Origin of the sequence: Psychrobacter sp. AOP31-B2-9 (assembly GCF_052378005.1) — a bacterium.
Lineage (GTDB): Bacteria > Pseudomonadota > Gammaproteobacteria > Pseudomonadales > Moraxellaceae > Psychrobacter.
On the sequence record NZ_JBQSXG010000153.1, the window covers coordinates 1 to 6631 of the forward strand.

Here is a 6631-nt window from a genome sequence, read left to right on the forward strand (position 1 = left end):
GTGCTTTACATGCGCACTATAAATTGACATAAAACGATTGCATTATAACAACTACCTAATTGAAAATGTACACTTGTAATAATTTCTTATCAATCGCTTATAATAACACTAGAGAAAGGGGCTATATTTGCCTTTATAGCTATGTTATCCGACTTTGTATGAAACTCGTTAAAGCTACAAGCATATTAGGCTGAACGTTATTAAAAACCCGACAAAGGGCATTCAGTAAGTGATTATCTAGCTGACGATCTCCAATTCAAATAAGATTAACTATATAAGGCACAAGAGAACCATCTATACATTTCGCAATGTATCACCTTCGCTTAGCCTACATACGTAGCACTATCAGTTATAAAACAAATAAACTTCTGGTTTTAAATCTCTCTCTTACCAACAAACTGAACAACGGCACTCAACCCTTGATGACGTTTTCCTTCTGACACCATACGCAGCTTTTCAACACCAATAATCTCTGTAAGTCCTCTCAGTTCACTCTGAAAATTATCTAGCGATCCAAAGCGTTCTTTTTGACTGGCTGGTGGACCTCCAACAGCATCAGTCTCCAACTGTCGTTCTGTATAAGCTTCGACGATAAATACGCCGTTTGGCTTTAAAGCAGTGACTACCTGTGTATGTATATACTGACGCACTTTGTCAGGCACATGTGCCCATATAGACACAATGGCATCCCACTTATCTGTACCAAACTGGTAATCAGCTAAATCAGCCACTTGAGTGGTAATTGTCACTCCTCTGTCTTTAGCTAATTGTACCGCTTTGATCAAACCCACTTCAGACATATCCATCGCAGTGACATCATAGCCTTGCTCAGCTAAGAATACAGCGTTTCTGCCCTCACCCTCTGCTAGACATAATACACGCCCGCCTGCAGGTATCTGCTCAAACGTTTCTCTCAAAAAATCATTAGGCTCTGTACCGAAAGCAAATTCTGTGCCACTATAACGTTCATCCCACATTTTAACTGTCCTTTTTCGTTTTATTTAGCTTGTATAATAAAATACTCTACTCACACTGTCTCAGTTTTAGCATCACATCTTACCTGACAGACACCTAGTCAACCTCAATGTTCAATATCTTTACGCCATAATATACCTTTGTATCGCTTACACGCCCTGCACTAAACGTTGAAGAGTAATTCTTAGGACGATAACGAACGATTATTTCACTATCTTTATGATATAACGTGACTTCACAAATATTATTCTTTTCGTTCACTTTTTTACTAGATAAAATGTGTGTTGGAAATATAGCTTCTTCCTTTAGAAAACTTTCGTTAACGAATTGAGATGAGATGGTACTTCGCACCTCATTTTGATAAACATCAGCTAAGCAGTCTCTATTATGATATAGCTTCCATAGGTTTAAGAGCTCACAAACTAAAAAACCAAGAGCAATAATCATGATAATCTTGAGCAAAAAACCATTACTGCCTGTTTGTTCTATACCTTTACCTTTGTTACCACTATTACTCATCTTGCCTCACATGAGAAAAATCCATTTACAAATACATACTTCAGCGGTACTACACCTCCTTACCCCACCTTATCCCACATTTTACTCAGACGTTTCGGTGATACTGCTATACGCGTTTTCATTGGTTGAGCGAAGAGTTGAATACGATACTCCTCCACCATCCAACGATAGTCGCTAATAGCCTCTTTATCCGCACGTCCTGCAAGGCGCTCCATATGTAAATCTAGCGCATAAACGCCATCGAGATCCGCATCAAGATTATGTTCAAGGCGTTCAAGACGAATCTCTAGTGCTTCTAGATAGCGTGGATACTGCTGCCAATGGCTATAGTCCATTCGGTAGACAAAATCAGCCAAATGCAAATCCTCTAGCTGATCTTCGATATCTTCAATAGACTCACCGAATATCTCTCGATCTAACATCAATAAGCCTTGGCGAATACGCTGCCATCGGGTATAGACATTTTTGAGGGTCTTAATCACGCTTTGACCAGTCAATAAAAAGCTACCAGCCACCACTTCTAAGGTTTTTTCATATTCTGCTGAGGTAAACGGCAACTCCTCAGCAAGCGCTACCGCAGTATCATCTGCATTTTCGGGCAAGTCTGTACTATGATCAAACAATATATAGTGCTCTTCAAGCGCTGCATCTAATGCTGCATCGATAACAATCGTTTTGAGCTTACTCATATCACCAAGTGGTGCAAATGCCAATTTAAAAATGCTATCAATTTGACTGGTGAGCTGTTTTTTCTTTGCACCAAGCTTACTTTTAATTAGCGTTAATACCCCGATGCGGTGTGCCTGTAATGCTGCATTAACATCCGTATACTGATGGATTGATACCGCCTCACCTGCATCATCAGCGACCAATGCCGCAAACTGCTTCATCACCACGCCTGCGCTATGATGATTTTTACTAAAGGAAAAGTGCTCGGGAAACACAGTATGCGCGCCTTGCTGCTCATTGACTGCTTGACTGGTTTCACTGGCATGTCGAATCTGTAACGTTTGCAGGTCACGACCTTTTTCGATGATACGGTTTTTATCATCAACGACGCAGATTTGTGGCTGTAAGTAACGGTCAATCGTAGACGGATTAAACTTATCTGGTGTCACTGACATAATGCCGCGACGATTAAGCGCTTGGCAGAGTTGCTTCAGTAGTCCTTGTCCACCAGCAGGTTGTAACTCGTCAAACAAGCCATCAGCCGTATCGGGAATCGGTACGATCTGACGGCGAATGTCTTTGGGTAATGATTTTAGCAACTGTAGTACCAGCTCATAGCGCCAACCCGGCACACCCCACAACAGCTCGATCGCATCAAGCTGCGGCAACGCAACAAGCGGTACGCGAATGGTCACGCCATCATCATCACTTGCTGGATCAAAGACATAACGTAGCGGTAGTTTTAAGTCACCTAGCTTCCATACCTCTGGAAAATCTCCTGTGGTCGGCGCTTGGCTATTAAGTACATCCTCATCAGTAAAGAATAAATGCTTGCTATCTGTTTTTTCGATTTCAGCACGCCAATCTTCAAAAGTTTTACGACTGGCAATGTGTTCAGGGATTTTTTTATCATAAAACTGATACAGCGACTCTTCATCAACCAATAAGTCACGACGACGTAACTTGTCTTCAATGCGCTCAATGTCTGCAATTTTATCCATGTTGTGCTGTAAAAATGGCGCTTGACGACCCAAGTTGCCAGTGACCAAACCATCACGAATAAAAATTTCACGTGACTCGCTTAGATTGACCTGCTCATAATTGGTCAGCTGCTTACTGATAATAATCAAACCAAATAGACTAATCTGCGCGTAGGCTTTGACGCGACCTGTCTTTTTTGACCAATGCGGCTCAAAGTAGTGATACTTCAACAAATCACCAGCAGCGGAGATAATCCATTCTGGTTCAATCTTGGCCACCGTGCGCATAAAGACCTGAGAAGTTTCTACTACTTCAAAGGCCATCACCCATGGTGGTATTTGCTTAAATACTGTACTGGCTGGAAATATTTTGGTTTTTTGCTGGCGAGCTGCGAGATATTCACCACGATTTTCGGTCTTATGAGCAATAGTAGAGAGCAGACCTGTCATCAACGCACGATGCAAGTTGGCGTATTTAACCGCTTTTAGATCTTCGTCTTCGATCGCTGTCGGGTCATTGGTTGTTATTTCAGTAGTCGCTTTTTTATCCGTACCTTTTACATCATTAACATCAGTAAGTTTTAGATCAGTGACCATTTGTACCAGTTGGCGGTGCGTCTGACTCCATTCTCGTACGCGTGGAAAGCTCAGATAGTTTTTCTTGGTAAACTGCTTACGCTGATTGCCAGACAGCTTATTGCCGTGTTCATCTTTTTCGAACAGTGCTTTCCATAGGCTTAAATAAAACAAGAAATCAGAGTCATCTTGACGAAACTCTGCGTGCTTTTGATCGGCTTGTTGGCGCTTATTAGCAGGACGCTCACGTGGGTCTTGTACCGCAAGCGCGGCGACGACTATAAGCATTTCACGAATACAGTTAAAGTCAGAACCTGCAACCAACATTCGCGCCAGCCTTGGGTCAATTGGCATACGTGCCATCTTTTGGCCAGTCGGTGTCAGACGCAGGTGATCTAGACCTTTTTTGGACTTCGATTTATTGGATTTAGTCGCAGAAATAGCTTTATTTTTAGAAGCAATCGCCCCTAATTCATCCAGTAGCTTATGCCCATCCGTAACCAAGCGACTGTCAGGTGGCTCGATAAACGAAAAATCATCAACGCTACCTAGGCGCAAATTGGCCATTTGCAAGATCACTGAGGCCAAGTTAGTGCGTAAAATTTCAGGCTCAGTGAATTCAGGGCGTCCGCTAAAGTCTTCTTCGCTATACAGACGTATACAAACACCTGGCGCAACACGCCCGCAGCGACCTTTACGCTGATTGGCGGCGGCCTGTGAAATCGCCTCGATCGGCAAACGCTGTACACGCGAGCGGTAAGAATAACGAGAAATTCGTGCAAAACCCAAATCAATCACATAACGAATACCAGGCACAGTCAGCGCAGTCTCAGCCACGTTGGTCGCGATAACGATACGTCGGCCACGACCGGATGGCTGAAAAATACGCTGCTGCTCATCGTACGTCTGCCGCGCAAACAAAGGCAGCACTTCTGTATGCCTAGGTCCATGACGCTCTAACACCTCTTGTGTCTCACGGATCTCAGCTTCAGTCGCGGCAAATATTAAGATATCTGCTTGATCAGCATGTCCTTTGTTTTGGGCATCGCCAAAGCATTCTTCGACTGCGGCAACGATGGCGCGTGGCAAGTTTTCTTCAAAATCATCATAACTGTCATCATCAGAGCTGTTTACTGGCTCGTCGGTTAATGGGCGATAACGAACCTCAACAGGAAAGCTGCGACCCTCAACATTAAAGATTGGCGCAGGCACTTTACGTTTAAGTTTGGCATCGTAATGACTAAAGTACTCACTAAAGCGTTTGGTGTCTAATGTCGCTGAAGTAATAATCACCTTTAGATCAGGACGCTTGGGTAGCATTTTTTTGAGATAACCCATAATAAAATCGATATTTAAGCTACGCTCGTGCGCCTCATCGATAATAATCGTATCGTACTTACTCAAAAACCGATCATGCCCTAATTCGGCCAATAAGATACCATCGGTCATAAGCTTGACGACTGACTGTGCCGATCCTTGCTCGTTAAAGCGAATCTTAAAGCTAACGGTATTCCCTAACGGTTCGCCCAACTCTTCTGCAATACGGTTTGCCACGCTTCTCGCCGCTAGACGTCTTGGTTGCGTATGCCCTATCTGTCCAGTAATACCACGCCCTGCTAGCATCGCAAGTTTTGGCAACTGTGTCGTCTTACCAGAGCCCGTCTCACCAGCGACGATAATGACTTGATTATCGATGATTGCTTGTACCAAGTCTTCTGCCCGTTGGCTGACTGGCAGATCAAGGTTTAGCTTGGCTGGCAAGTCAGCAGGAATGCTATCTATACGTGCCTGCACCACCTGCTGTGAGCGGGTTTTTATTTTTTCGTACTGCTCGCGTTTTTTCGTTAACGCATCATTGGCTTTTTCATTATTTTCTTTTTTGCTAGACACGACAGCACGTGCCAGCTCTCGCTCTAGACGGCTTAAATAGTAGCTGTCTTTGGCAAGTACAGGCAAATCGTCAGCTATATGAGATTGAGTAGCTTCTTTATCATTGCTTAGTGTGGCGCTGTTTGATGTGATATTAGAATTTCCGTGAGTTATGCTATTACTTTCTTTATTCGGATTAGTGGTGCTATTGATTTGGCGAGCAGCATCTTCGTTAGATGCTTGTGTGATATTCTTAGAATTATTGGGCATATTTACTTAGGCTATTTATTATTTAAAAGTGTTTAGATTATGGGGGTAATTTGAGTGCGATTCAAGTTGGTTATGATGTTTGGTTACCAACCAAACATCATAACTAAAAAAGCTTTTACTGATATTCAAAGCGTTCAGTCAAAAGATTTTCAAGCTCGTCAGTCATAGGTTTGAATTTAAAATGCTCTGGTTCCATTTGGTTAACTAAAGCACGCTGACCCTCCTTCATCGAAGTATCCTCACATAAGAAATAATTCATCTCTTTACCAGTAATGGCATTAATAATATAAAAGGCGGTATCACCGTCTCCATACTGTGTCAGATTATAGTAATTATTCGGATCCCGCATAGTGATACTAGTAGCATTGAGATATTCTACATAATAGGCATCTTCAGTAGCTTGCTGTGCTTCTAACTTCAAAGGGTTATCTTGAGTGGCAAAATAGTACTTGAGCATATAACCAATATCACTATTTACTACATCCAAACGTAAATGCTCACCATCTTCCGTGACACATTGATATATTGTAAAGGGCTCGTACACACGTGGGTTAGTGGTTGTGTTTTCATCTTCCACACTTTCCCATTCCATGCCCATAATAGGGGTATCTAACATGATACCTCCCTCTTCAATCAATTTATAACCTATCGGTACGTCTTGATCATTTACCATAGCTTGAGAGCTTGATAACTCACTGTTATCTCCTATAGCATTTTCAGCCTCATTAATTAACAATGCTGTAGTATCATCAGATTTTTCTGGTTTATTCTTG

At 42.4% G+C, this 6631-nt stretch carries 4 protein-coding genes; all 4 read right to left on the reverse strand.

Translation table 11 applies throughout. The features are described 5' to 3' along the window. Positions 1-374: 374 nt before the first annotated feature. The gene (locus ACT3SX_RS12995; protein ID WP_192520389.1) at positions 375-977 is read right to left on the reverse strand and encodes a class I SAM-dependent methyltransferase; all 603 of its coding nucleotides are present in this window, start codon (positions 975-977) and stop codon (positions 375-377) included. Between the two features lie 94 nt (positions 978-1071). Beyond that, positions 1072-1494 carry a hypothetical protein gene (locus ACT3SX_RS13000; RefSeq protein ID WP_192520390.1) on the reverse strand — a complete coding sequence of 141 codons (423 nt, stop codon included), beginning with the start codon at positions 1492-1494 and terminating at the stop codon, positions 1072-1074. 59 nt (positions 1495-1553) lie between these two features. Further along, positions 1554-5858 carry an ATP-dependent RNA helicase HrpA gene (gene hrpA, locus ACT3SX_RS13005; RefSeq protein WP_225739293.1) on the reverse strand — a complete coding sequence of 1435 codons (4305 nt, stop codon included), beginning with the start codon at positions 5856-5858 and terminating at the stop codon, positions 1554-1556. A 115-nt stretch (positions 5859-5973) separates the two neighbouring features. Next, on the reverse strand, positions 5974-6631 hold a 658-nt coding region (locus tag ACT3SX_RS13010), incomplete at its 5' end, for a hypothetical protein (RefSeq protein ID WP_444761772.1).

Excerpts from the sequence above, each read along its gene's own strand:
- ACT3SX_RS12995 (WP_192520389.1), bottom strand. The coding sequence starts at position 977 with ATGTGGGATGAACGTTATAGTGGCACAGAATTTGCTTTCGGTACAGAG.
- ACT3SX_RS13000 (WP_192520390.1), bottom strand. The coding sequence starts at position 1,494 with ATGAGTAATAGTGGTAACAAAGGTAAAGGTATAGAACAAACAGGCAGT.
- hrpA (WP_225739293.1), bottom strand. The coding sequence starts at position 5,858 with ATGCCCAATAATTCTAAGAATATCACACAAGCATCTAACGAAGATGCT.